Genomic DNA, 26,647 nt, shown 5'->3' on the forward strand with positions numbered 1-26,647 from the left:
AGGATTATAAAAAACCTTAAAGGGGTGAAACAAATATTTATTCTGAAATTGCGCTATTTTGAATTTACTAGCAAAATTTTAAAAAAATAATGCGCTTATTTCATCTGTAATTCTAGTTGGTTTGAATGTCTCTTTATTTAGAAGACACCAATTAGTTTTTGCAGAAACAAGTACTTTTTGTATAGTTGTGTTTATGATTTTGGTATGGCGCTCACTGCGTACTCCTTTGTGCCCATCGATCCATGTTTGAATAGTGATCTCGTCATTTTCATAAGAAGGGTAGTGGTACTCTATGTAATGATTAAGTACTACCCATACATATTTATTTCTTATGTCCTCATTTGTTTTTGATTGCCAATGCTTTTTTGCAATATCTTGCACCCATTGTAGGTATACTACATTATTCACGTGGTTCATATCATCTATAGCCGATTTTGGAACTGAAAAATGATATTCGAAAATTTCAGGCTTCATAGGTTTTGTTATTTGCTAGGTGAAAAAATCAACTAAATTACTGATAAATTAGTTGTAGTCAATAAGTTGTAGTTTTAGAGCTAGATTGTCTAAAAAAAATCTTAAAAAGGTTAAAGTTGTTCTTTACAAGTAAAAATAATTATAATTTTAAAACTATTAACCTTTAAATTATAATTACATGAAAATGAATCTTTCAAAAATCAAAGGGGCAAATGTGCTTTCTAGAGAAAATCAAAGTAAAATTAAAGGACAAGCGGGAGTAGATCTTTCCCTATGTGGTTGCTCTTGTAGTGGAGCAGTGACAGGACCAAAGTATTGTGAAGATTACTTTGCGTGTCCTCAAGTACATGATTGCTAAATTGTTTTGAAGATGTTTAGCTATCAAACAATTTTTTAGTGTATTCTGTCATATTGAGCGTAGTCAAAACTCATAAGTATTTATGCCAATGTCTTTGGATTGCGCTCAAGACGGCAGTATAATTATTTACTCTAAAAACTTAAAATAAGTTTAGCAATAGAGAAAAACAAAAAGATTCCAAAAATATCATTACTCGTGGTAATAAAAGGACCTGTAGCAATTGCAGGGTCAATTCCTCTTTTATCAAGTATTATAGGTACAAAAGTGCCGATTAGTGCAGCTACTATAATAACAAAAAGCATAGAGATAGCTATAGTAAAGCTAAATAGAAATTCCATACCATTAAAAAAACCAAAGATTATTACTAGAATCCCTAATGTTACTCCACTAATTAGGCTAAGGCTTATTTCTTTAAGTAATCGGTTAAAAAGGCTTCCTTTTACAACATCGTTTGCTAGACCTTGTACAATAATAGCAGAGGATTGAACGCCAACATTTCCTGCCATGGCTGCAATAAGAGGCGTAAAGAAAAAGAGTTCTTTATATTTTGCTAGAGCTTCTTCATAGCCTTCCATTATAAATACACTTCCCAGTCCTCCAAAAAGTCCTAAAATTAACCAGGGTAAACGAGCTCGGGTAAGCTCCCATATATTGTCATCTGCCTCTACATCTTGTGAGATACCTGCTGCTAATTGATAGTCTTTTTCGGCTTCATCTTTTATAAAGTCAACGATATCATCAATGGTAACACGACCTACTAATATGCCTTCGTGATCAACAACGGGAATAGCTTCCAGATCATATTTTTGCATTACACGTGCTACTTCTTCACCTTCTGTATCTACGTCTACATAATCTACATTAGGGATGTATACGTCACTAATATGGGTTTTTGCCGGAGCTGTTAGCAAATCTTTTAATGATAAGCGTCCTTTTAATTTTCCTTGTTTATCAACAACATAAATTGAGTGGACACGAGTTACATTTTCTGCCTGGCGTCTCATTTCTCTAACACAGCCTGCTACTGTCCAGGTCTCTTTTACCTTTACCAATTCTTTTGCCATAAGACCACCTGCAGTATCTTCATCATAAGAAAGTAACTCTTTGATCTCCTCGGCACGTTTTTCATCTTCAATTTCGGCAATTACTTTTTCTGCACGATCATTAGGAAGCTCAGCTACAACATCCGCTGCATCATCACTGTCCATCTCCTCTAGCTCTTCAGCAATTTCTTTGACCGAAAGATTTTCCAAAATACGTTCACGAAAATCTTCTTCCAACTCCATTAGAGCCTCAGAGGTTTTTTCGCTATCCAGTAATTTGATAAGGTATGTCGCCTCAGATAGGTTGAGTTCACTAATGATTTCGGCAACATCGGCAAAATGTATTTCGCTAAGCATATCCTGAAGACTAGTGTCACCTTCTGATTTAATAAGGTGTTTTATCTGTTGGATAAACTCATTTGATACCTGAAATTGCATATGCCTATTGATTTAGTGATCCCTTGCGCAAACGCCCACAAAGATAACCAAAGAATTTAATTGAGCTTTACGACTGTGTTAAATCCCTTTTTCTGTTGATTTTTCTATTAATTCAGTAAGTTCTATAAATTGATCTACAGATAATTGTTCGGGGCGTTTTGATAGAATTTCTAACGCTCTGATTTCTTCATTTAAATCAAAAGTTTTAAGACTATTTCTTAATGTTTTTCGCCGTTGTCCAAAGGAGGTTTTTACAACCCTAAAAAACAATTTTTCATCACAAGGAAGTGTGGTTTCCTTTTTTCGAATTAATCTTAGAACACCACTATCAACCTTGGGTGGTGGATTAAAAACCTCGGGAGGTACCGTGAATAGGTATTCAGCGTCATAAAATGCTTGTGTAAGTACCGAGAGAATACCATAGGTTTTGCTTCCGGATTTTTCACAGATACGCTGAGCCACTTCTTTTTGAAACATCCCTGTGAATTCTGGTATTCGATCTTTGTGCTCTAATGTTTTAAAAACAATTTGAGTAGATATATTGTATGGGAAATTACCTGTTATGGCAAATTCTTGTTGGGGGAAGAGAGTGTTTAAATCAAATTTAAGAAAATCTGCTTCCAGGACTCGAAATGTAGTATTTCCTCTTAAAACCTCATTATGTTCAAGTTGAAAGTTAGTGTTTAGGTAATCAATAGATTCACTATCGAGATCCATGGCTATCAAATCAACATTTTTTTGAAGGATATACTTCGTGAGAACTCCCATTCCTGGACCAATTTCAATTACGTTTTTGTAACCATTTACAGTAAGAGTATCTCCAATTTTTTTAGCAATGTTTTCATCTTTAAGAAAATGTTGCCCTAGATGTTTCTTTGCTTTTACAGCAGTTTTTTCTGAATGATGAGAATGGTTAGCGTTTTTTTTATGTTTTTGAGATTTAGCCATTCTGTTCACTTACAATTTCAAGTTCGGTTCTGAATGCCACAAATTTACCTGCAAAGCGATTGGATTTTGCTCTAAGTTGATCAGCATCTTGATCATAATATTTTTGTAAAGTCTCTTTACTATTAGTAGTGTACTGCACAGAATAGGTTATACCGCCCATTTCTTCTTCTATCAATACCTTGGTCATTAATGCTTTGCTAAACTTTCCTGTGGCTAGCATATCAGGGATATGTTCTTCATTCATCCAATTTAGCCATTCATCATGAATAGTTTCTTCAATATTTATAGTTACATTATATATGTACATTGCGATCTACGGTTTTTGTGATAGTAAGAAGCAGAATTTATATCTAAAATTATTTAGTCGGCAAAGGTAATAAACTAAGTAGTATTAGTAACTGTTTAATTTATAGCATCTCCACGAAGAGCCCTGAATTTTTTTCGGGCTTCAACAAAGAAAATACTATCTGCATGATTAAAAATTATCTTTTCATATAATTCTTTAGCCTTTTTGGGTTCCCCTAGTTCGTTTACATATAATTCTGCTAACCAATAGTAAGCATCGTCTACAAGGATATCATCGTTATAAAATTCAATGATTTTTAGATAGTTGACTTTGGCTCTTTCATACTGTTTTTCTTTTTCAAGTAGTTTTGCTTGTCTTAAAAAAGCTTCATCTTCTATTTTTTCACCTTTGTGCTGTGTTAGAATTCTTTCGTACATCGTAATAGCTTCTTGATTTTTGTTCTGAAATCCTAGTAAATCGGCTTTAGCAAAAATCTTTAAGGCTGTTTGTGTAGAATCCTCTTGAGAATTGTCACTTATAATCAGGCTTAACTCCATTGCATCATTGGCGATTAATTGTGATGTAGAGGATTTAAGTACATCTAGTTGTGTTTGAGCCCAGGCAAAGTCACCTTTGTAATAGCTTGTTTTGGCAACTTTAAACCTTGCATCCTGAGCCAGAAAATTGTTTTTTAGCGCATTCTGTACTTGTGTATAGTATATCAAAGCCTGGTTAAATTTTTGATCCAAAACTAAAATATCAGCAATTTTCATCTTTATTCGAGAGGATTGAAAACGAGATAAGCGTTCTCTATCGAGTATATCTTTTAAGAAGCTAATTGCTTCTTGTTTTTTATCTTGATTAAATGCAAGAAAGTGAGAATAATCAATTTGTAAACTAATGGTTTCTCTTGATTTTCCGTATTCATTAAACACAGTATTATATTGCTCTACGATAGTTTTGTATTCTTTTTTGTTAGCATTATCTACCCTTGCTTTCAAGATAATTTTGTGGGCAGTAAGCTTCATATCTTTTGATGCTGTCGTTTCGAGAATATAGTTGAGAATCTCTGTTGCTGATTTGATGTCTTTTTCAGAAATAGCTATTCGAGCCAAATCAATTATGCCTTCAGGACCTTCTTGTTTTCGTTTGTAAATGGCTTTTTCTTGGATAAATGCCTTTTTGAATTCTTTTTGTTGTACAAAGAGCCAGCTAAGCATTTCATTGTACAAGATATTAGGATTTTGCTGAAGTTTTTTTATCAATAATTTTCTGAAAATAATATTAGCTTCGTTTGTGGGGTCATCGGTTATGTAATCACCAAAATTACGTTGTACTACGCTAATATAATTTGGTTGTAATTGTAATAATGCCAAGTAGCTATCGTACATTTTTTCTAGCTTTCCCTGTTCTCCATAGATTTTGGCTAACTGTACATTAAAGTTAGCACCAGGGTTATCTTTCATTCCTTTTTCGTAGATTATCGCAGCTTCATCTAATAAGCTATATTTTTCAAAGGTCTGAGCTAATGTATAAGCATGATTTACACTATTAGAGTTATATGTTTCAATTGCTTTGTCGTAATATAAACGTGCTTGTTCTGTTTTTCCCTGAAGATCGTAGTGATGTCCTAATTCTACAAGAATCTGTGCGTTATTTGGAGCTCTTTCTGCTCTCTCTTTTAAAATATTTTCTGCTTTGCCAAATTGTTCCAGTTGTTGGTGTGATTCTACCAAACCTAGTAAATAGTTAATTCGATTTGGATTTTTGGTATATAGCTTTTTGTAGACAGAAAGTGCTTTTTCATATTGTCCTTGTTGTATATAATTTTTGGCTAGCTGCTCCGACTGCGCAATAGTCGAAAAAGTAAATAACAAAGCAATATATAAAAAGATAAAGCGCATTTTTGCAAGTTTTTTGTAAATATAGCAAAATGCGCCTTAGTAGTGTGTTATGGATTCCTTAATCTATGTATTCAAAGCCACAGTAAGGAACTAGTACATCAGGAATTTTAATTCCTTTTGGGGTTTGATAATTTTCTAAAATACCAGCAAGAACTCTTGGCAGTGCTAATGAGCTACCATTTAGCGTATGCGCTAGTTGGTTTTTTCCATTAGTATCTTTAAAACGTAGCTTAAGGCGATTCGCTTGGTAAGATTCGAAGTTTGATACAGAGCTTATCTCCAGCCAGCGGTCTTGCGCTGTAGAGAAAACCTCAAAATCAAATGTTAATGCAGAGGTAAATCCTATGTCGCCACCACAAAGACGTAAAATACGGTAGGGTAATTTAAGATCTCTAAGAATATCTTTTACATGTTCTACCATGCCATCAAGAGCTTGATATGAGTTTTCAGGTTTTTCGACACGCACAATCTCTACTTTATCAAACTGATGTAGGCGATTTAATCCACGCACATGAGCACCATAAGAACCAGCCTCTCTTCTAAAACAGGGAGTGTATCCTGTACAACAAATTGGGAGTTCATTTTCTGTAACCAATTCATCTCTAAACATATTAGTTACAGGAACCTCGGCTGTTGGTATTAGATAAAGATCATCACCAGTTACATGATACATCTGTCCTTCTTTATCTGGTAGCTGTCCAGTACCATAACCAGAAGTTTCGTTTACTAAATGTGGAACCTGAAATTCTTTATACCCTGCTTCTGTATTTTTATCCAAAAAGTAGTTGATCAAGGCACGTTGTAATCGTGCTCCTTTTCCTTTATATACAGGGAATCCTGCGCCAGTTATTTTTACACCCAACTCAAAATCGATAATGTCATATTTTTTGGCAAGTTCCCAGTGTGGTAAAGCATCTGTATCCAAAGTAGGAATATCACCTTCACGAAAGATTTCTTCGTTATCCTCGTCACTCTGCCCATTAGGAACAGAATCATGAGGGATATTGGGGATGGTATATAATACTTCTATCAGCTTTTCCTGGATGTCACCAAGTTCTGTTGATAGCTGTTTAGAATTTTCTTTAAGCTGTGCAGTTTTCTCCTTTAGCAAGTTTGCTTTTTGTTGTTCACCATTTTTAAACAACATCCCTATTTCTTTAGAGAATTTATTAGAATCAGCCAGAGTGTTATCTAGTTTAGCTTGGGTGGCACGACGATCTTCATCGAGGGCAATTACTTTTTCTAAAACAGGAGCACCGTCAAAATTACGTTTTGCCAAAGCCTTTATATATGCTTCTTTGTTTGCTATGATGTTTTGTACTACTAACATGATATCTTTTTTGTGTGGTTTCAGGGGTATTTGTTATATTTTTTTGATCTCGAATCCCTTTCTAAAAGTTCTGGAAGATCAAGAAAAATGATGTCATTGTTATCCCTAATTGTATTGAGGAAACAAATGTAAAGAAAAGTGAGGTTTGTATGTATAGTTCTATAGCGAATTTTAAGAAAATTACTTATGATTTTTGAAGAATATGAAAAAGTCATTGTCTACGCTATAAAGCCTTAGCAGTAGTTTGTGTTCTTAGAATCTGTTTTTTTAATTTTATAGTAATACGATAACGAGTATTTTTGCTTTTTCAAAAAACATAAAAGTGGCAGCAACGGCTCAAAATATCTTTCTTACCAAAAAAGAAAAGCTTAAATGTATAACCTGTGGGAAGCGAATTCCTAAAGGGAAGTCTTATGTCGCTGAAAGCGAGGGTCATAAGGGTACATGTTTTAGCTGTTCTCCTTTTGTGGGATACGTAATGTTACCTCCTGGAAATGCAGCAATGACCCGGCGATCAAAAAAACACTCAACTCTTTGTGCAATTGTGTTAGCATGGAATCAACGTAGAAAACGGTTTGAACGACAGGGACAGCTAGTCGAAGAAAGCGCGATTGAAAAAGCTCGGTTGGAGTGTGAAAAAGATCAGGCTGCACGAGATGTAAAAAATAAGAAAGCGGCTATTGTTCGGGAGATAAAAGATAGAGAGTATAAGATTGAATTTGCCAAAGCAATAAGAAGGAGGTACCCTAATTGCCCTAGAGATAGAGAGTTTGATATTGCAAAACATGCCTGCGAAAAATACAGCGGTAGAGTGGGGCGTACTGCCAATGCCAAACAGTTTGATGCAAAAATGATTGATTTGGCTGTAGAGGCACATATAAGACATGCAGAAACAGATTATGATACTCGTTTTGGACAAGGAAAAGGTAAAAGAGAGATTAGATCAGAGGTGAAATATGATATAAACCACATATTAAAAAAGTGGAGTGGACGGATTGGTTAACTTTGTGTTAGTAGATCCAAAATTATACGATGATTCCTATATGATCTAAGAATCTATTTATAATATAGCAATGGCAAAAAAAGGAAAGGAAAAAAATACGCAGAATAAGGCAAAACATGCCAAATTAATGAAACGTAAGAAAGATAAGTTACGAAAAGAAAAATTACAACGTGCCGAGCGATTAAAAGCTATTATGAAAAAGGCTTCAGATGCAAATAATTCAAAAGAGTGCACCTCTTCTTAAGCGATTATTCCTTAATGGTTGTTTCTTGCATAGGTATATCTATGCTTATAACCGTGCCTCGATTAAGAGCAGAGTCGACAAACATTTCTCCGGATAAAGATTTTAAGCGGGCTTTTATATTTTTAAAACCGATTCCTTCGACGGCTTTGCTTGTCTCAAAACCTACTCCGTCATCTTCAAAAAGCAATTGTAGAGAGTCATTATGATGATTGAGGTAGATGTCGATATTTTGCGCTTTTGCATGTTTTAGGCAATTGGTCAATAACTCCTGTATGATTTTAAACAGTTCTTCAGTAAGGGCTGGGCTAATTTGATCAACCTCATTTTCGGGATAAGGGTGAAATGATATCTGTTGATCGCTACCATTGGTTACATTATTAATATACTCTTTTACTAAAGGAGTTATTGGGTTTTTCTGAAATTTTTTTGGGATGAGGTTATGTGAAAAATCCCTTACCTGATTGTAGGTTTCATCTACCTGTTTAATGATATTAATCTGTTGTTGATCGGTTTTGTCTGTATTAGAAAGTTGTAATTTTATACTAGCTAGATTACCTCCAACACTATCGTGTAGTTCGCGAGCAAGACGCTGTCTTTCTTTGTCCTGACCATCCATAGTTGCTTTGATCAAGTTTAACTCCTGGTCTTTCATTAGACCGTATACTTTTTGTGTATTTACTTCTTCCTGAGATTTGTTTAAAGCCACTTGAGTTTTTAGTTTTTGAAAATACAAAACCAGAAGACCAATTATTGGCAGGAGTACAACGAGAAAACCTATCAAAAAAGCTTTCTTTATCGTGCGTTGCCTTTGAAGCTCACTTTCTTTTATAATTTGCTCTTCTTTAAGGGATAGTATTTCTTTTTCTTTTTCAAGTGTTTGGTATTTTACTTCTAGCTCCTTTACAATTTTTTTGTTTTGTTTTGTGTTAATCTGTTGAGTAATGTCTACATATTGGGTCATTAATGCATAGGCATTTTTATATTTTTTTCTAGAGGCATATAGATTTTTGAGCATTTGGATTACTTTTCTTTGTAGCTCTAATCTATTCCATTGTACTGCATTGATATATGCAGTGTTTAGTATTATTTCTGCGGCATCATATTGTTCTAATTTAAAATACACTCTTCCAATTTGGTATACAGCATCAATGTATAAGTCATAAAAATGGTTTTCTTGAGCTTTTTCTTTTACGGGTACAAAATACTCCATTGCTTTTATAGTTCGATCATGAAAAAGCTCTATTATGCCAAGGTTGATCTGTACCTCCATATTAATTTTGTTGGGGACATCGGTGGGTATGTTTTTAAGAACGTCCAAATAATACGATGTGGCTTTTTCTGTATCTTGTTGGTCTAGATAGATATCTCCTAAAAATTTTTTGGCAAGAATAACCGTTTCGATATCCAAAGATTCTGTAACACAAGATTCAAAAATCGGTAATGCAGTATCATATTCTTTTTGTTCCAAATATACTACTCCCAGTCCTAGTTGATGCTTATAGTGCATCATATGCATTTCTGTAATAGAAGAATTAGAGATCCCTTCAAGAAAGTGCTTCATAGCGCCATCAAAGAGCCCATTTTTAAGTTTTCCCCAACCAATAATATTATTGGCTTTAGAAAGATACAATTGTTTGTCTGCTACATTTTCTTTAAGGGTTTCTGATTTTAAAAGTTCTCCGTAGTAGGTTATTGAATCAGTATTGCCGGCAAGTGTATGAATTTGGGCGATTTTTTCAATAAGCTGTAAAGTGGTATTAGCATCAGGGCTATTCTTAAGTTTTCTATATAAACTCAGTGGTACAGTGTTGGGTGTAATACCAAAAGCAGAATATGAAATAGTTTCTCTATTATCCTGACTATACAACATGATTGTGGACAATATGAGTATGCTAAAAATTCCTTTCGTTAAATATCGATGCATTTTGATAATTTTGATGAGACCAAAGTCATGTATAGGTGTGAATTACAATGTGTAATTCATGTTGAAATCGTATTCCCTTGATTTTAAACCATACAAAACTACATAAGGTTTTACAATGAAATACTATAGATTAGTAAAAATTCCTGTATTTTATTCTTGTTTATACAAAAACAATACATGATAATTCTCATTTGATAATTTTTTGAGCATAGCAAATACGAACTGGTATCAGTTAAAATAACTTTTTGAAACTTTTAAAAGAGTTGTATTACTCTGTTTTTTCATATTTGATCACCCAGGGATTGGTAGTAAAGTAATTCCAGGGTACACTTGCGAGATCAACTTCGGGGTCGATAAGTGTTTTGTATTTTTCCCCATTAACAGATACTCTGCTTTTTACATACACAGCAATATCTTTTCCGTTAGTTGAGTATTGTTGTTTAAGATGTTGCGCAAATTGCCATATTCCATCTGGTCTTGAGGAAACTAGTCGAATTTGCTTTTTGGAGAGGTAGTCTTTTTTGTTTATTATTTTTCGTTGAGCTTTAGGATCATTATTGTCAACAATATAGAAATTAGTGTTGCCAGATCTGCCTCTAAGCATCATGCGCCAACTCAGTCTATGTCCTTCTTCTGTCCATAGAACATCTCCAGGAATGATCCAATGACGAATAGGTAGTACTATCTGTATAGAAAGCCATACTACTAGTGCAGGGAATAGTAATTTGTGATATGAAGGTAGGATGAGTTCATTTTTGGTATAGAATTCTTTCTTTTTCATAAATAGATGATGAATTCTTTCTTTAGAAAAGAAAAACACACTAAAGGCGAGCGATAGGTAAGGGAATATTCCTATTTGAAAAACTATAGAGTTAAAAAGATGGAAAAATATACTAATACAAAATGCTGCGAACCGTGTTCTTTTCCATAGTAAAAGAGGTACGATAAGGAGGTCAAATAAAATCCCAAAATAGGTAACAGTTACATGCGCCCAATGCCCTTGAAGAATATCTCCTACAAAAGGATAATGTGCTCTACCAGCCATGAGATTTTTTGCTACTGTATAATCTAACCAATCTGGATAAAATTTTGCTACAGATGCATAGGTGTAGACTATCCAGAGTTGAGCAATAATAAGTAGTATGCACCATCTGGGCATAGAAATTTCTTTAAGCAATGGATTTCTTTTTACATCTATCGAAAAATAATTTCCTGCTGGTAGCGCGCTCATTATTATACATAATAATAAGAGGAGGTAATAGTGGTTATTATAAGATGATTTTTGCATAAAATATACTCCTGCCCACATCACAGTATATCCAATCATGCTCCAGCGGTATTTAAACCCTACCATTATTAGTAATCCTAGGGTTCCCATAATGGCAAAGTAGAAATACATTCCATTACCCGGTAGGGGTTGCAAAAAATCAAGACCGATAAAATTAAAAGTAAATTTTGGTTCTACAAGAACTCTGGTAACCCATCCTGTAAAAATGGCGCCTATAGCTTCTGCGGCAATTAAAAATCCAAAAAAAACTCTAAAAACAATAAGAGGGCTATTGTCTATATGGGTAAATAACCAACGATTAATCATACTAGAGAATTTATGTATTCACGAGAGAAATCTTCGTCTTGTTGCATGGCATCTTGTAATTGCTCAAGAGAGTCAAATTTTTTCTCATCTCTGATGCGTTTTAGCATTTTGATTTGGATCTTTTTGTCGTATAAATTAAAAGATGCGTCAAAAAAATGAGCTTCTATAGACTGGTTTGTGCCATTAACCGTAGGGTTTGTGCCGATATTCATCATTCCAAAATAGGTTCGGTCATCAATTTTAGACTGTATCACATACACCCCATTTTTTGGAATAAGTTTATACTCTTCTTTGATGTGTAAGTTGGCAGTTGGGTAATTTAATTTTCTGCCTAACTCTTTCCCTTTTATTACTTTTCCGGTTAACATAAATTCATATCCAAGATATGCATTGGCTTTGATAATATTCCCCTCGGATAAAGCTTTTCTTATTTTTGTAGAGCTTACTGCAACATCATCAATATCTTGTTTAGAAATTTCTTCTACGGTAAAATCATTTTGTATGCCATAAGAAGCTAGGTCGGTGATATTAGAGTTGCGATTACGACCAAAACGGTGATCGTATCCTATTATAACATGTCGTACATTAAGGTGATCAACCAACATTTGTTCTACATATTCCTCTGCCGTAAGTCGGGAAAATTCTTTAGTAAAAGGATGGATTATCAGGGAAGAAAGCCCTGTTTTTTCTAAAATTTGTATCCGTTCATCAATGGTATTGATGAGTTTAATTTCAGAATCTTGTTGCAACACCATTCTAGGGTGCGGAAAAAATGTAAGAATCACTGATTCTAACCCGTTTCTTTCAGCACTTTCAATAAGGCGTTCAATAATTTTTTTATGACCAATATGTACGCCATCAAAAGTACCTATAGTAACTACAGATGGTGTTTTGTTATCGTATGTTTTGGCGTCTGTATAGCGTTTCATCTGCTTTTTATTTATTTTTAATTGTCAGATGAAGTTTGCCAATAAATGTTGTAATTAGCATTGATTCGGTTATTATAACTCGTTTCTAGAAGCAAAATTTAAAGCAATTGTAAAAATAAAAAATTGTTTGGATACATTTCTTTATTTTCCGTTAAAGGTATTCATTGTATTGGCGATTCCTGCTGTTGCAAAAGATTTGATAAGAGCTACTCCTTTTTCTATGCGTTCTGGCATCGTTCTTTCTTCATCATCATTCCATTCTCCTAATACATAGTCTACCTGCCTTCCTTTATTGAATTTATCACCAACTCCAAATCTAAATCTACTATATTTTGATGTGTTTAATTGAGCTTCGATATCTTTAAGACCATTATGACCACCAGCACTTCCTTTGGTTTTAAGCCTGATAGTTCCGAAAGGAAGATTAATGTCATCTGTAATAACCAAAAGATTTTCTAATGGTACTTTTTCCTTTTCTAACCAATACCTAATGGCTTTTCCACTAAGGTTCATATAGGTGTTTGGTTTGAGTAGTAGAATTGTTCTTCCTTTGTGCTTGTATGTAGTGAGGTCGCCTAATTTTTTAGTTTCAAAAGAAAGAGATTCTTCTTTGGCAAGAGAATCCAAAACCCTAAAACCGATATTATGACGGGTATTGTGGTATTTGGGACCGATATTACCTAGACCGGCAACAAGAAATTTTTTCATGAGCTCTTCTTGAGTTTCTTCTACTTTTTGTTTTGAAAATAATTTTCTGAAGACAGAAAGCATATAGGTTATTTTTATAAAATACTATAATAGGTAGTCCAACCTCTGCTATAATCAAGGTGTTTTTTAAATTTATGTAAAAATAAAAAAAAAGCATTCTGATTACTATTTCAGAATGCTTTTATATTATACTAAAACCGCAAAATTAAGCTTCAGCAGCTGGTGTTTCAGCAGCTGGTGCTTCTGCTCCTTCAGCTTCTTCATCTTCATCATCACTATCAGCAACAGCTGTTCGAGAAGTTTTAACCATACAGATTACTGTGTTGTCTGGATGTAGGATAGTGTAATCCTCACTCGCGACACTAGTAACTAATAGTTTGTTTCCGATTCTTAATTTGGAGATATCTCCTTCGATTACATCAGGAAGCTTAGCGGCAAGACCTTTTACTTTAATACGTCTTAGGTTGTATCTAAGAACCCCTCCATTAAGAACTCCTCTAGAAGTTCCTACAGTTTTAAAAGGGATTTCCATTGTGATTGGTTTGTCGTCAAAAATTTCAACAAAATCAATATGTAAAATTCTATCTGTTACAGGGTGAAATTGAATATCCTGTAAAATAGCATTTATTTTTGTACCATTATCCAACGCTATTACCACGGTATGAACGTCTGGAGTATACACTAATTTGTTGAAAGCAATTTCTGGTGCTGCAAAGTGTACAATAGTGTCTCCACCATAAATAACACAAGGTACCTGTCCAGCATTACGTAAGGCTTTTGTTGCTTTCTTGCCTACGCTTTCTCTATGAGATGCATTGATCGTTAATGATTTCATTTTAAAAATTTAATTAATTATTATTTACATTATAAAGTTAGAGCTAATCGACTTATTGTTGTGAACTCTGTTCATAACATCTGCAAATAAATCTGCACAGCTAACTACTCTGATTTTATTACTTTTTTGTTTTAGAGGAATAGAATCGGTTATGATCAATTCTTCTAATTTCGAATTTTCTAGTCGCTCATAAGCGTTACCAGAAAGAAGGGGGTGTGTACAGATTGCTCTAACACTTTTTGCTCCTCTTTCGATCATTAAATCTGCTGCTTTTGTGAGTGTTCCGGCGGTATCTACCATGTCATCTACCAAAACAACGTTTTTTCCTGTAACATCACCGATCAATTCCATGTGTGAAATCACATTGGCTTTTGCTCTTTGTTTGTAACATATTACTACATCACTTTCTAAGGCTTTAGAATATGCGTAAGCTCTTTTGGAACCACCCATGTCTGGTGATGCAATAGTTAGATTATCAAGTTTTAATGATTGTAAATATGGTAAGAAAATAGTAGAGGCAAATAAATGATCTACTGGTTTTTCAAAAAATCCTTGAATTTGATCTGCATGCAAATCCATTGTTATAATTCTAGTTGCTCCAGCAGTTTCGAGCATTTTTGCGACTAGTTTTGCAGCAATAGGAACTCTCGGCTTGTCTTTTCTGTCCTGACGTGCCCAACCATAATATGGTAATACTGCTGTGATATGTCTTGCTGAGGCTCTTTTTGCCGCGTCTAGCATCAATAACATTTCCATAAGGTGATCCGAGCTGGGATGTGTAGATCCAATAATAAAAACTCTAGATCCTCTTACAGATTCTTCGAATGAAGGCTGAAATTCTCCATCACTATATGTAGACGTTATGACATTACCCAATTTAGCGCCATAGGCAGCTACTATTTTTTCTGCAAGTTCTGTGCTTTGTCCGCACGCAAAAAATTTGGCTTCTGTAACTCCGGTTTGCATAGGGTAAAATGTTGTATTGTAATGAGTTAAAACTTATTTTTTAAAAACAAGGTGCAAATTTAAAAATTTATTTCAACTCTATCACTTATTTTATTACTTATTTTGGTGGTATGAAACAAATATTTTGCTAATTTTGCCATCCAAATATGCTCGAGTGGCGGAACTGGTAGACGCGCTGGATTCAAAATCCAGTTCTTTCGGGAGTGTGGGTTCGATTCCCACCTCGAGTACTAGAAAAAGGCTAAGATGTACATCTTAGCCTTTTTTTGTCTAAACTATAAAAAATATGCATCTACATGATAAAAAAATGATTGTACTGCATCAAATGTGGAAGTTGGGATCTTTTGTCCATCAATAGTAACAAAATTACTAACACTATCTGCAGCAGCGATACCTACTATTTTTCTAAGGTCGTCATACAGATGTTTGGAATGTGATTTTGATAAGTGAAGATAAGATGCTCCGTTTTCTCCATTTGGATCCCAAAACCTAAAAGAATGTTTTAAAACAGACAGGAAGTTCTTGTATTTTTGATCATCCTTTGATGATAGGTGATGAGTTAATTCTAATCTGGAAATTATAAAATCATCTATAGAGCCATAATTCTCAAAATTATCTAGATCTCTAAAATCTCGTAGACCAACTTCGTACAAGTCATAACTCATCAGCCCCTTATCATATAATTCCTGGAACATTTTTGAAGCATTATTGTAATCGGTATACCAATCTAGTTTTTGTAAATTCTCTACAGGATATTTTTTAGAAAGTACTTTGATGGTTTTTTCCAAAACATTGTCTTTAGAGATGTCCTTAGGTAGGTTTTGTAGTATGTACCTAAGTTCTTCATTGTGTTTAAGCCCTATTTCATTAAACGAATCGGAGGCTATGATCTCTTGTGTAGATTTTGTCGAATTTGGATTGCCTTGTAATACTTCTTCGTTGTCTTTGGAACAAGAGAAGAAACTAATAGTGATTAGTATAATTGCTGATATTGATGTTGTATTTTTCATTTTGTAATCGTATTATTTAGTTATTCCATCATAAATTACCTGACGTGCTAATTCTCCCCAGGAAGCCCCAATAGCCCCTAAAGTACACTACGACAACCCCGTGGAAGCCTCCCACGACACCTCCCCAGAAACCAGCGACAGCACCACCGCCATCTGCAGCTGCAATCGCTGCTGGATCTCCGCCTTTTTTACTGAAAATACCTTGGAAACCAGAATTAGGGGTATTGTGTACTTGATGCCAAAAATGAGCAGAATGACGAACTACTGACAAGGAAATGTAACTTAGGTTTTTACCATATTCAGTATTGAATTCTGTACCTTCTATTTGGGTTTCAATTTTTTTAATTCGTTCAATAAAATCAAGTAATGTTTTACTGTCGTCAAAATTTAAGTCAGATGCCAGTAAGGCTTCGTTCATTTGGGATATAAAAGAATTGTATTTATGGTCTTCAACAGTAAGTGTGTAGTTTTGTTTGAAAGTGTCTTCCAGAACTTTTCTGTTTATCATTTCGTAATTATAAAATCCATTTTCTTTCATATAGCGATTCATAATTTCCATACTTAGGTCCCAGTCAAGTTCTTCCGCTTTGTTTAGGTCGTAATGACTCATTAAATAGGATAAAGCTTTGTTGTGAGTAACTCCTATATCATCATAGGGATTTTCTGGGTTCGCAGGATTGATATTGTTGTTTTTTTGTAGAAATGTTGTTTGCTTATTTGAGTCGTTCTCTAATTCCTCTTTATCACAGGAGCTTACAAAAAATACTATGCATATAAATAGTAGTTTTATTAGTGTGCTTTTCATTTTTTAGTAATTTTAATTGTGTACCTACTCTTTCGCTTTTCGGTTTTCGCGATCACAATACATGTGAATTTTTAATAGAATAGGGTGATCAACCCAGTTGCAATTGCTTCTGTATGAATAGGGAGTAAAAAAGAAAGGAAAAGTTACCCAGAATTAAAAATAAAAAATGTAAATAGCGGACTTTTGTTATACGATGGTTAGTTCTATTTATTTAAGATGCCCGTTTTGATGAAAAAAGTATATTTCTTTTTCTTCTTCTAAGATATATAACACCAGTACTTAGCCCTAAAATTGTAATTACCCCTATCCAATACCAATAATATAGGTTTGAGGGTATACTAATAGGGTTATTATCCCCTATAAGTATCAAGGATCCCCAGTAAAAAGGGGATAACTCGCTACCGGTATGTGAGTTTATGTAGTTTAGTTTGGCATTGCGCAAGGCAGATGCTTTAGTTTCTCCATGTTCAATTCCTTTATAGAAATCAATCATTAATTCTTGATTAGATTTATCATTTGTAGACCATAGCGAAGAAACAACACTTTTAGTGCCAGAGTAAAAAAAGCCTCTTGCAAGACTCATAATACCTTCACCTTGTTTAAGTTCTCCTACAGAGGTTTTGCAAGCACTTAGAACAATCATATCTGATTGATTTTTGGTGGCATAAATTTCATTTAGGGATATGTTTTCGTTTTTAAAAGCTATCCAGGGACCAGTAATGTCGCCTGCACCGGCATGAGTAGAAAGGTGAATTATTTTGTAGTGTTGGATAGTGTCTATAAAATTAGATTTAGTGGCTTCTTCTTTTAATAATTTTTCTCCTGAAAATATAGTTGATATAGTAGATGTCTCCTGTTCACTATAGGGTAGGTCGCTTAGTTCGGAGGAATCAAATGTTATTGGGGCAAAACCAAGAAATCCATATTTTGGATTTCTCTGAATTTGATTATTTTGATCCAGATAAGACATCGAATAAGCATACCTGATCTCTGTATCTTTTATCAAATAACTATGAGATTGATTAGAGGTGATTAATGCATCAAAAGAAATTTGTTGTAAGGTGTAATCAGGTAGTATAATCAGTTTTTTTTCTTTAATGAGACTATAAACTTCTGATGGTATTATTTTTTGAAAAACCCGATTAGAAACCTCATGATATGCATTTAACTGTGTCCGGTTAGAAAACCATTGAGAGGTTTGTTTTTGCATATCAGATATATCCTTGTGAAGTTGGTTTGTTTTGTTAATTTCAAAAAACATGGATTGATTCATTGTGGTTAGTATTCCATACCCTTGATTTTTGTTAAGAATATATTGTAATACCACTTCTTTGTCCGAAATGTATTGGGTGGTAAATTTAGAATACGGGAGTATTACTATTTTCTTTTTACTAGCAGTGTATTCTGGATATATCGGGGATATCGAATCTACGAACTTCTCATGATTACGTTTGTTTTGGTATATTTCTTCTTTTATCGATTGTATATTTTTTTGAGATAAGATTTTTGCAGTATTAAGGGTGTTTTCTGATAAGTGAATTGCTTGTTTTAATTCAAATTCTCGCTGAGCAATTTTTACAGGAAGTTTAGCATTTTCTTTAGCTTGTTCATTAGTGATATCTTCTAGTAATAGAAGTGCTTTATTTTTTTCCATAAAATAATAAGCTTCTTCTGGTTTATTAAGCAGGTAGCATGTTTCTACTGCTTTCATATATAAAGAGGCTCCTTGTTCGCGCCAAAAGAGTTTGGATTTATATGCTGTACTTTCAAAACGAATAATATCTACCAATTGATCGGCAACTTTAAATGTTTTTAAAGCCTGTAATAGGTGATCTTTATTGTTGTCATAATGGTAATATTGTATCCAACAATTCGCTTTTTGAGTAAGGTGACCTAAGAGATAATATTTGTTAACCGCAACTTTTAATTCGGCTGTGGTTATTAAATCGTCAAATTGTACTTGCTTTTTATGTGAAATAGATAGGCTAATCGCTTTTTGATACTCTTTTAGACTTTTGATGAATTTTTGATTATGGATGTGTAGGTCTCCTAGATTTTCATAGGCGTTAGTGAATTTATGGTTTAGAGAAATAGATTTTTGGATGTAAAGCTGAGCACTATCGAGTTTTTTTAAATGAAGGAAAGAAACCCCAATACTATTATGAACTCTAGCCAGATTAATAGAGTCATGAGGATGTAGACCATTTAAGACTTTATGAAAGTAAATGTTGGCTTTTTGATATTGTTTGGTTTTTAAAAGCCGGTTGCCTTCAATTTGATATAATCTATTCTTGTACTTATGTTTGGTATATTTGCTGAGGTTTGAAACATTAAGGGTAGAGTCGATTTTTGTTAAATCATCTTTTATGTTATCAGAGTACTTTTTATAACCCATTAAGGAGTATATATCAATACGACCAAGGTACCCTTCAATTAGCCTGTTTCTATATAAAGTATCTTTTTTTGCTAGGTAGATAACTTGATTAAAACTGTGTAGTCCTTTGTGGATATCTCCTGTTTTGATGTATACTTTACCCAACCCAATATACGATTGTAAAGTTTTTTTTAAGCTTTTATTGATTTTTACAATTTCTGAGTAGCTGTTAATCGCATCAAAAAATCTGTTATTCAGGGTATGAAAATAGCCCAAATTGAACAAGGTTTTAAGCAATGAATAAGAGTCTAAGTCAGGTATTTCTTTTTTTATACTAGCAGCATGATTAGTATGAAGGATAGCTTTTTTTATGAGATGACCTTGGTTACTTTTTTGGCTATTTAAAAAGTACCATTTTCCATATTCATGATAGCAATCGGCTAATTCTTTTTTAGATATATTTGAGATGTTTTTTTTTAAAAAAGTATTTGATTGATCTTCTTTTAATTCAAATTCTATATCTGAATTCAGAATTTCTTTAAACCTTTTATAAGATTCGTTTTGCCCAAATAAAGGAAAAACTGCTAAGATACAACACCAAATAAGTACTCGATAATTCATACCCAAAAATAGGAATTATCGAGTACTTGATAATGTTTTGTGAAAAAAGTCTTTTCTGATCTTTTTAGAAAGGTTATTGCGGATTAGAAGGGTTGTTGTAGTGCACTGGTATTGGGTTGCTAGAATTAATAATGTTTCTTACAATAACTTTTCCCTCGTCAATGAAGCCATTGAGTCCTAATTGTTTATATCCTGAGTCTAATGTTCTCTTTTTTACAGCTAGAGGAGTTCCGTTGGTCTCATTAAATAGTTGTGCTGCTCTTGCTGTAACTTCTGCATTAGCAAATGAAGTGCCTTCGGCAAATACTACTATAGGGTCATTTAAGTTTCTTGGATATGTTGTTAATTTTACTTCATGATCGTCAAAAGGAGCCAGAGCATCAATGTTTAATTTTCCGTAGTTGGAACCTTCTGCGCGAGACAACCCGCTAACATAAGGACTTCCATGTATAGGTGCACCAAAAAAATCTTTTATGGTGTATCCTCCAACAGTTAACACATTTGCAGAGTTATATCCCGATGGGTAATGTTCATTTCCAGGAATATCGGTATCGATTCCCAGATTCCCAGCTGATGCTAATATGAGCAAGCGATCACTCGCATCATCAATAATGTTTTTGAAAATATTCTGCTCGGTTAACTTATAAAAGCCAAAACTGGTATTTACAATAAAATTATCTTGTTTTTTGGCAATATGGTTGATCCCACAAACGCTAGCCCAATATGATCCACGACCATTGTGATCAAAAGCTTTGACAGGCATGATCTCATAGGGAATATTGTATCTGTCTAATTGGTTTGTAATGATTTTGGTAACAATAGTACCGTGACCATTATCATCTCTAGGGTCATTATCATGGTTCACAAAGTCCCAACCTGAGATTTCATTGGAGCATCCACTTGTATTACTGCTATTGTATAAAAAAGGTTCTGGAAAGAAATCATAATCTATTCCCGTATCCAGAATTGCAATGTTTACAGCATCATCATTATTCATAGCTACCGTTTTTTCAATTAGCGTAGAAGTTTGATTTCCTGAGATGGGATCATTTTTGATCTGAAAATAAAAGTTTAGATTCGCTTCTACACCTCCTTTAGGTTCATCACCTTTTAGGTTCATGATCGTTTCTTCGATTTTGACAAACTTAGAGTTTGTTAAATTCACAGTCCATAGTTCTAAATTGTCATTGTCGCAGTCACAAGTTTTTCTATCTGTGATTTTGAATTTGTAATCAGTTTCAAATTGATTTACAATGAACAGTTTGTCTTCTTCGCTTAAGTTTTTCCTATTATATTGAATTACAATTTCATTTTTAATGATTTCGTGAGTAGGAACAGAACTTGTGTTTTTTTCAATACTTTGATTAGTATCCTTTTCTGTAAAATCCCCTTCGTCTGTAGAGCACCCCCATAATGTTAACAAACATATTCCTATTAATACCTTACTTGTTTTCATAGTTTTAAAATTTTTAAAACATCAAAGCGTATTATTTCTTCCCCAAGAGCTATGATGTTTATGGTTTATAAATATCTACCAACAGGAGCACAAAATAAATAAAATGTTACCCCATATAACATCGTTATTTTTGTTTTTTTTTTGATTTGAAGAGGTCGTCTAAGGTGTTTTTTTAGATGACCTCTTGATGGATAATTTTAAAACAGGGTTCTCATACCTTGTTTTTCTCTATATGTTTTATTTTTTTATAAATCTCTTAAAATACGTTTTGGTAGCTGTGTTGATCTTAAGAATGTAGTTTCCTGAGGTTAGATCAGATACATCTATGACATTTTCTCTATACTTTTTTTCTAAAATACGTTTTCCTGAAAGATCTAAGACAGAATATGAGGTAATTTCTATGTTTTCCACCTTTAAATTTAATACCCTATTTGTAGGATTAGGAAAAATTTTTATTTCATTTTGATTGGATAAGGTGGGTTCTGTGTTTTTTTGCTTTGAAACTTCAGAGATAAAGTTTTCTGGGCAAGGTAAGTTGTTTGGTTTTATACCATATTTTCTAGCTTCTTTCCATGGTGAACAATCATTCAGATACATGCCATGTTTTACGTAATAGAATTTTCCCCATTGCAATTGATAATTAAAAGTAATAGGATTAGTGTTGTACACATAAGGAGCAGGTTGCTGCCACCAGTATATGGTATCTCTAATAATTTCGGTACTCGTTCCCGGGAAATACTCTATTAGGTACCAGTCAGAATTTGGATTTGCCCCTGTGGGTTGATTAACTCCCCTAACCATTAATGTACTACTGCATACTTCATAAGTAAACGAAGGATCTAGTACAGGAGGTGTTGCTGATCCCCAGGCTAGGTTAAACGCGTTTGTATGACCTACAACAGATAAAGGGACTGTAGTGTTTGAATCTGGATCAAAATCATTGCCGATATTACTATACAGTCCTCCAGTTGCGTAAATTTGATTACAAGTGCCAACAACTATTCCACCTACATCTCCTTCTCCTCCTTTGTGAATCCAGTCTAGATTTCCGTTTGCTGTAGCATGTCGACTAATAAACAATCCACCGGTAGAAGTTATTCCTCCAGTAAGAACACCATTCTGATTGTCTATTGCTATAGTTTCTGCGCGATCATATGCAGTTGTAGTACTACCAACTATACGTTGAAACCATCTGAAATTCCCCAAAGTTGTTAGAGAAACAATGTAAGTGTCTTTGTGACCTTGATTTGAAGCTGTAAAATTTGTCGTACCAGGGTCAAAATCTATAGTAGTGTTAAAATTTCCTGTTACATAGACATTTCGATTACCGTCTATGGCGATAGCTATGCCAGTGGCACCACGATATTTTTCTTCAGTATGTCTATTGATCCCTTTAGCCCAAATCACGTTTCCGGCATTATTGATTTTTAATATAAATGCATTCGAACCTTCACCAGATGGCGCTGTTAGTAAATTATTGATTGTACTCGCAGAGGAAGATCGATAATCTAATTTTTTAAAGTAAGTTCCGGTTATGTATACATTACCCAGGTCATCTCCAGCAACACCATTACCACTTTCATTGCGGTAGCTGCCATATGTTCTTACCCAAATATCATTTCCTGTAACTGGATCCAGTTTGTATAAAAAGGAGTCTTTTGTTATTGAAGAAGATAGTTGAGTAGTTTCATAGGTACCTGTGATGTACAACTCATTAGTTTTTTTGTTGTAGAATATGTCGTTTCCTTCATCATATCCGGAAAGTCCAAAATTTCTAGCCCATAATACATTTCCATTAGGGTCCAATTTTAGGACATAAGCATCTGATGAACCATTTGAAGTAATAGTAACATTTGAACTAAATGGTAATTTTGCAGAAAATGTTCCTACAACATATATATTGTCGTTATTATCTGTCGCTACTGCATTACCAAAATTAGTACTATTATTACTGTAATACCTGTGCCAAATATAATTTCCTCCAGCATCTAACTTTTGTATATAAATATTAGCCGAATTATCTCCGTTAGAAGGGATTTGATTTGTTGGACTAGGATCGAAATCAAAATTTCCTAATGAAAACCCTGTAGAAATTATATTTCCTTGAGTATCCATATTGATTCCTTCACCATAACTTACTCCTTGACCACCAAATGTTATTTCGTTTATAGAATGTGCCCAACGATAATCAGGCTGTGCGATAGACTCGATTACAAAGCACAATGAAATAATCGCGCATAACAACCATTGTTTTTGTAAAGAATATTTTTTTTTCATGGGTTTAAATTTTTTGATACATCAAAGCGTATTTTTTTAGGCTTTGATACACCTTGGTTTATAAATATTTACCAACAGGAGCAAAAAACAAATAAAATGTTACCCTACTTTTCGATATAAATATTTGACCTGTAAAGTTTAGGTAAACTGAAAATCAGATACCAGCTACTAGTGTTCATGTTTATAATGCCTCATTAATTGTTAGGGATGTATGTAGATTGTTGAAGCGAAGAAAACAAATATTAGAGGGAGGTTATAGAAATAATAATTTTGAGAAATGAAAGAGTAGTGTCACTTTCGTTTTTAAAAAGTGAGGGTTTTTCCCCCTGTGCAAGTCTGAAAAATTAGCTAGTTTTGTATCATCGATCATCTTTGTAATCTAAAATTCCAACTTTAATACTACATGACTGACCAAAAGTACGACGATTACTTATTACAGAGCCTTGTAACTGGTGATGAATCTGGAATTAGAGAGATTTATAAAAAGATATACCCAAAGGTTTTTAAATATGTTTGTAAACATGATGGGACAGAGGATGATGCAAAGGATGTAATGCAAAAAGCATTATTACAATTATCAGTTAGAGCGCAAGTAAAAGAGTTTTCTATAACATCTAGTTTTGAAGGTTATTTTTTTACTACATGCAAAAATGTGTGGAGACGTGAAGTAAAAATGTCAAAATCAAGGGTAACAAATGATGCTGTTATTGATCTTATTCATGAAGAAAAAGAAATAGCACTTGCGGCATTTGAGCAAGAAAAATGGGAACTTTTTCAGGAAAAACTTCAGGAGATATCTGAAAACTGTAGAAAAGTATTGAAGTTTTTTTTCAATAAAATACCATATGCCAAAATAGCTGATGAAATGGATTATGCCACTGAAAATACGGTGCGTCAACGTATTTTTAAATGCAAAAAGAAGCTTAAAGAAGCTATACAGTCGGATTCTCGTTATAATGAATTAAAGGAGTTATGAATAATCAAGAGAAAGAAATTGAAGCCTACCTAAGAGGAGAAATGAGAGGTGAGGAGTTACGGGCTTTTGAGAAAGAAATAGCAACAGATTCGGTATTGGCAAGAGAAATAGCACTATATCGAGAGATGAATGTCTTATATGATGATGCAGATTGGGAAATTACTGATTCTAATATTGAAAATAGAAAGGTGAATGAATACGAAACTTTTCTAAAAAGTGAAAAGGGGAGGTCTATTGCAAATAGTATTCAGAATGTAGAAGATGAATATTTTGATAGTAAACCTTCTAACCAAATGAGGAGGTTTATTGTATATGTCGGATCTATTGCAGCTATTTTAGTAATAGGATTGTTTGTAGTATTTCAATTAAATAAAAATTTTGAAAGCGAAAATTTGTATGCTGAGTACAAAAATTGGAGTGATTTGCCTTCATTGACCTTAAGGAATTCTAATACTGATCTAGCAGAGGCAGAAAAATTATTTAAGCAAGAAAAATATAAGGAAGCATTAGACTTGTTTTTGAAATATCAATCAGAAGATAAGGTCAGTAGTGTAAACTCGCAGGTTGTACTATATATAGGTATCTCTCAGTTAGAACTTGATAAAAATGAAGATGCTTTGCAAAGTTTTAGAGCGTTGCTGCATAGCGATTCTCTGGACGCTACTAAGGCGTATTGGTACATTTCATTAGCCTACCTAAAAATGAATCAAGTAGATGATGCAAAAGAGCAATTGCAGGAACTTATAAAAGACCCTGGAAACTATAAATACGAAACAGCAAAAAAAATACTCAAAAAATTAAAATGATACCTGAGTTTTAATCCTCTATTATGGTATCGTTTTCCATATCGATAAGGTGTGCAACAGTTTTAATTAGTCTATTATGTTTGGTAACAAAAGGATTGGTTTTATCCCAAACATAACCCGCTAAAACAGCGCATATTTGCTTCTTTATTTGAGGATTCTCTGGTCGATGAAAAAACAACTTTTGAAGATTTCCTGTATACCACTCTCTTACATATGAAGCAAAAACATTGACACCGTTTTTGATGTGTTCTGTATATTCTTGTTCCCAATTTACAGTCTCTTTTTGTAATTCTTTAGTGATTAGTTTTGCCGCGAGTAAAGCAGACTCAGTTGCAAATGTTACTCCAGAAGAAAATACAGGGTCTAAAAATTCAGCACTATTTCCTGTTAATACATATCCTTTTCCGTATAACTGTTTTACAGATTTTGAATAATTCTTAATATGTATAGGGTCAAATAAAAATTCAACATTTTCAAATCGTTTATAAAAATAATCAGAATGTCTGAGCATCTGTGTCAACTTTTCTGTGGTATCTCCAACAAAAGAATCTAGAAACTCTGTTGGTCCAACATAGCCTATGCTAGTAACACCATTAGAAAAGGGGATTACCCACAACCAGGTTTGCGTATCTATTACATCAAAGGTAATAAGTGTTCCCTCATTCCCTTTTGGTCTGTAAATATCTTTAACATGAGTAAAAATCGAAGAATGTTTAGGAAGCTCAGAAGGTTTTTCTAGATCTAATAACCGTGGGAGCACTCTTCCGTATCCGCTAGAATCTATAATATACTTTGCTGTAATCACTTTGTGCTTCCCTTCTTTATCTCTAATTGTTGTTTTAGAAATCTCATCTTCAAAATCGACCGCAATCACTTCTTCTTCAAAAGCAATATTTACACCTCTTGTTTTGAGTTCTTTTACTAACGTATGGTCAAAATCTGCACGTGGCACCTGCCAGGTCCAATCCCAGCCTTTGGTATGTTTTTTACTGAAATCGAAATTACAAACTTGGGACCCTTTTATAAAACGAGCTCCTGATTTTACTTCAAAGCCAATATTTTTCAAGCAATCAAGTAATCCAACCTCCTCAAAATGATCCATGCACCTTGGTAAAAGGCTTTCGCCAATAACAAATCTGGGGAAAAGACTCTTTTCTACGATTTTTATGCGATAACCATTATTGTGTAAATAAGAGGCAGCAACACAGCCGGAAGGTCCTGCGCCGACTATTAAAACATCAATAGATTCATCATTCATAGCACTACTATAGTATAGACTCCTTAATTATTATAAATTTGCAAACCAAAATAACTATTTTACTTTTAGTTATTAAAATA

At 33.7% G+C, this 26,647-nt stretch carries 23 protein-coding genes and 1 tRNA gene; 6 read left to right on the forward strand and 18 right to left on the reverse strand.

Going from position 1 to position 26,647, the window contains the following annotated elements; translation table 11 throughout:
- Positions 1-78: 78 nt before the first annotated feature.
- Positions 79-474 (reverse strand): acyl-CoA thioesterase, encoded by a 396-nt coding sequence (locus C1X07_RS09310; protein ID WP_103069739.1) that lies wholly within the window; start codon positions 472-474, stop codon positions 79-81.
- A gap of 178 nt (positions 475-652) precedes the next feature.
- Between C1X07_RS09310 and C1X07_RS09315 the strand changes: the two genes are divergently transcribed.
- Entirely contained in the window at positions 653-832 is a 180-nt protein-coding gene (locus tag C1X07_RS09315; RefSeq protein ID WP_103069740.1) for a hypothetical protein, read from the forward strand.
- 131 nt (positions 833-963) lie between these two features.
- Here the strand turns inward: C1X07_RS09315 and mgtE are convergent, their stop codons facing one another.
- The 5 genes from mgtE to serS form a co-directional block, all read right to left on the reverse strand.
- The gene (gene mgtE, locus C1X07_RS09320; RefSeq protein WP_103069741.1) at positions 964-2,313 is read right to left on the reverse strand and encodes a magnesium transporter; all 1,350 of its coding nucleotides are present in this window, start codon (positions 2,311-2,313) and stop codon (positions 964-966) included.
- Between the two features lie 78 nt (positions 2,314-2,391).
- The gene (rsmA, locus tag C1X07_RS09325) at positions 2,392-3,261 is read right to left on the reverse strand and encodes a 16S rRNA (adenine(1518)-N(6)/adenine(1519)-N(6))-dimethyltransferase RsmA (RefSeq protein ID WP_103069742.1); all 870 of its coding nucleotides are present in this window, start codon (positions 3,259-3,261) and stop codon (positions 2,392-2,394) included.
- Positions 3,254-3,568 carry a DUF4286 family protein gene (locus C1X07_RS09330; protein ID WP_103069743.1) on the reverse strand — a complete coding sequence of 105 codons (315 nt, stop codon included), beginning with the start codon at positions 3,566-3,568 and terminating at the stop codon, positions 3,254-3,256. Before C1X07_RS09330 ends, rsmA begins: the two co-directional genes overlap by 8 nt.
- A 95-nt stretch (positions 3,569-3,663) precedes the next feature.
- Positions 3,664-5,451, reverse strand: a complete 1,788-nt coding sequence (locus C1X07_RS09335) for a tetratricopeptide repeat protein (protein WP_103069744.1) — start codon at positions 5,449-5,451, stop codon at positions 3,664-3,666.
- A gap of 58 nt (positions 5,452-5,509) precedes the next feature.
- Entirely contained in the window at positions 5,510-6,781 is a 1,272-nt protein-coding gene (gene serS, locus C1X07_RS09340; protein ID WP_103069745.1) for a serine--tRNA ligase, read from the reverse strand.
- 322 nt (positions 6,782-7,103) lie between these two features.
- On the opposite strand from serS, the gene C1X07_RS09345 reads away from it, so the two are divergent.
- Both C1X07_RS09345 and C1X07_RS25005 read left to right on the forward strand, forming a co-directional pair.
- Positions 7,104-7,784: a DUF2293 domain-containing protein gene (locus C1X07_RS09345; protein WP_103069746.1), complete on the forward strand. Its 681-nt coding sequence runs from the start codon at positions 7,104-7,106 to the stop codon at positions 7,782-7,784.
- A gap of 70 nt (positions 7,785-7,854) precedes the next feature.
- Positions 7,855-8,028: a hypothetical protein gene (locus tag C1X07_RS25005; RefSeq protein ID WP_164914129.1), complete on the forward strand. Its 174-nt coding sequence runs from the start codon at positions 7,855-7,857 to the stop codon at positions 8,026-8,028.
- A gap of 4 nt (positions 8,029-8,032) precedes the next feature.
- On the opposite strand, the gene C1X07_RS09350 is transcribed toward C1X07_RS25005, so the two are convergent.
- The 6 genes from C1X07_RS09350 to C1X07_RS09375 form a co-directional block, all read right to left on the reverse strand.
- Positions 8,033-9,952: a histidine kinase gene (locus tag C1X07_RS09350; RefSeq protein ID WP_103069747.1), complete on the reverse strand. Its 1,920-nt coding sequence runs from the start codon at positions 9,950-9,952 to the stop codon at positions 8,033-8,035.
- A gap of 268 nt (positions 9,953-10,220) precedes the next feature.
- The gene (locus C1X07_RS09355) at positions 10,221-11,546 is read right to left on the reverse strand and encodes an HTTM domain-containing protein (protein ID WP_103069748.1); all 1,326 of its coding nucleotides are present in this window, start codon (positions 11,544-11,546) and stop codon (positions 10,221-10,223) included.
- Entirely contained in the window at positions 11,543-12,475 is a 933-nt protein-coding gene (locus C1X07_RS09360; RefSeq protein ID WP_103069749.1) for a bifunctional riboflavin kinase/FAD synthetase, read from the reverse strand. Before C1X07_RS09360 ends, C1X07_RS09355 begins: the two co-directional genes overlap by 4 nt.
- Before the next feature lie 141 nt (positions 12,476-12,616).
- Positions 12,617-13,246 (reverse strand): aminoacyl-tRNA hydrolase, encoded by a 630-nt coding sequence (pth, locus tag C1X07_RS09365; protein ID WP_103069750.1) that lies wholly within the window; start codon positions 13,244-13,246, stop codon positions 12,617-12,619.
- A 142-nt stretch (positions 13,247-13,388) separates the two neighbouring features.
- A complete protein-coding gene (locus C1X07_RS09370; RefSeq protein WP_103069751.1) occupies positions 13,389-14,018 on the reverse strand; it encodes a 50S ribosomal protein L25/general stress protein Ctc in 630 nt (209 codons plus the stop codon).
- 24 nt (positions 14,019-14,042) lie between these two features.
- On the reverse strand, positions 14,043-14,984 hold the full coding sequence (locus C1X07_RS09375) for a ribose-phosphate pyrophosphokinase (protein WP_103069752.1): 942 nt from the start codon (positions 14,982-14,984) through the stop codon (positions 14,043-14,045).
- A gap of 148 nt (positions 14,985-15,132) precedes the next feature.
- On the opposite strand from C1X07_RS09375, the gene C1X07_RS09380 reads away from it, so the two are divergent.
- Positions 15,133-15,214 (forward strand) — tRNA-Leu (locus C1X07_RS09380).
- Between the two features lie 45 nt (positions 15,215-15,259).
- Here C1X07_RS09380 and C1X07_RS09385 read toward each other — a convergent pair.
- The 5 genes from C1X07_RS09385 to C1X07_RS09405 form a co-directional block, all read right to left on the reverse strand.
- On the reverse strand, positions 15,260-15,994 hold the full coding sequence (locus C1X07_RS09385) for a hypothetical protein (RefSeq protein ID WP_103069753.1): 735 nt from the start codon (positions 15,992-15,994) through the stop codon (positions 15,260-15,262).
- A 28-nt stretch (positions 15,995-16,022) separates the two neighbouring features.
- Positions 16,023-16,799, reverse strand: a complete 777-nt coding sequence (locus C1X07_RS09390) for a hypothetical protein (protein WP_103069754.1) — start codon at positions 16,797-16,799, stop codon at positions 16,023-16,025.
- 211 nt (positions 16,800-17,010) lie between these two features.
- Positions 17,011-19,794: a CHAT domain-containing protein gene (locus C1X07_RS09395; RefSeq protein ID WP_103069755.1), complete on the reverse strand. Its 2,784-nt coding sequence runs from the start codon at positions 19,792-19,794 to the stop codon at positions 17,011-17,013.
- Between the two features lie 73 nt (positions 19,795-19,867).
- Positions 19,868-21,250 carry a S8 family peptidase gene (locus tag C1X07_RS09400; RefSeq protein ID WP_103069756.1) on the reverse strand — a complete coding sequence of 461 codons (1,383 nt, stop codon included), beginning with the start codon at positions 21,248-21,250 and terminating at the stop codon, positions 19,868-19,870.
- A 237-nt stretch (positions 21,251-21,487) separates the two neighbouring features.
- Positions 21,488-23,527, reverse strand: a complete 2,040-nt coding sequence (locus C1X07_RS09405; RefSeq protein WP_103069757.1) for a T9SS type A sorting domain-containing protein — start codon at positions 23,525-23,527, stop codon at positions 21,488-21,490.
- Positions 23,528-23,930: 403 nt separating this feature from the next.
- On the opposite strand from C1X07_RS09405, the gene C1X07_RS09410 reads away from it, so the two are divergent.
- Complete coding sequence (locus C1X07_RS09410; protein ID WP_103069758.1) at positions 23,931-24,503, forward strand: RNA polymerase sigma factor; 573 nt, start codon at positions 23,931-23,933, stop codon at positions 24,501-24,503.
- Positions 24,500-25,309, forward strand: coding sequence for a tetratricopeptide repeat protein (locus C1X07_RS09415; RefSeq protein ID WP_103069759.1), 810 nt, complete (start codon positions 24,500-24,502; stop codon positions 25,307-25,309). Before C1X07_RS09410 ends, C1X07_RS09415 begins: the two co-directional genes overlap by 4 nt.
- A gap of 10 nt (positions 25,310-25,319) precedes the next feature.
- Here the strand turns inward: C1X07_RS09415 and C1X07_RS09420 are convergent, their stop codons facing one another.
- A complete protein-coding gene (locus tag C1X07_RS09420; RefSeq protein WP_103069760.1) occupies positions 25,320-26,567 on the reverse strand; it encodes an NAD(P)/FAD-dependent oxidoreductase in 1,248 nt (415 codons plus the stop codon).
- Positions 26,568-26,647: the final 80 nt, after the last annotated feature.

The organism is Aquimarina sediminis, from assembly GCF_002895435.1.
Lineage (GTDB): Bacteria > Bacteroidota > Bacteroidia > Flavobacteriales > Flavobacteriaceae > Aquimarina > Aquimarina sediminis.